This window comes from Rhodococcus sp. GQ147, from assembly GCF_059759155.1.
The window spans coordinates 1-298 of record NZ_JCAXDU010000072.1; the positions used below are offsets into that span (position 1 = coordinate 1).

Annotated in this window: 1 protein-coding gene; it reads left to right on the plus strand. The window is 60.4% G+C overall.

Annotated elements, in window-relative coordinates:
* A partial coding sequence (locus tag AC6CID_RS25080; RefSeq protein ID WP_498354677.1) for a transposase occupies positions 1-236 on the plus strand: 236 nt, incomplete at its 5' end.
* Positions 237-298: the final 62 nt, after the last annotated feature.

The following is a 298-nucleotide window of genomic DNA, read 5'->3' on the forward strand; positions in this document are numbered from 1 at the left end:
TTGAGCGGTTGAACAAGGAAATCAAGCGTCGAGCCGACGTCGTGGAGATTTTTCCGAACCCGGCGGCATTCCTCCGGTTGGCGACCGCGGTGGTCATCGAGCAGCACGACGAGTGGCAGGTCACCCGCCGGTATGTCTCGGATGTGAGCATGGACGAGCTCCGGGCGGTGATCGCCGCCAAACAGCACGCTACCGAACCGGCGTTGTCGTTGACCGGCTCGAGCGAAACAGCATAGTATCCAGCACGACTCGTTGATCACTACGTCTACTGCAGAGCCGATCCGAAGTCCACCACTCC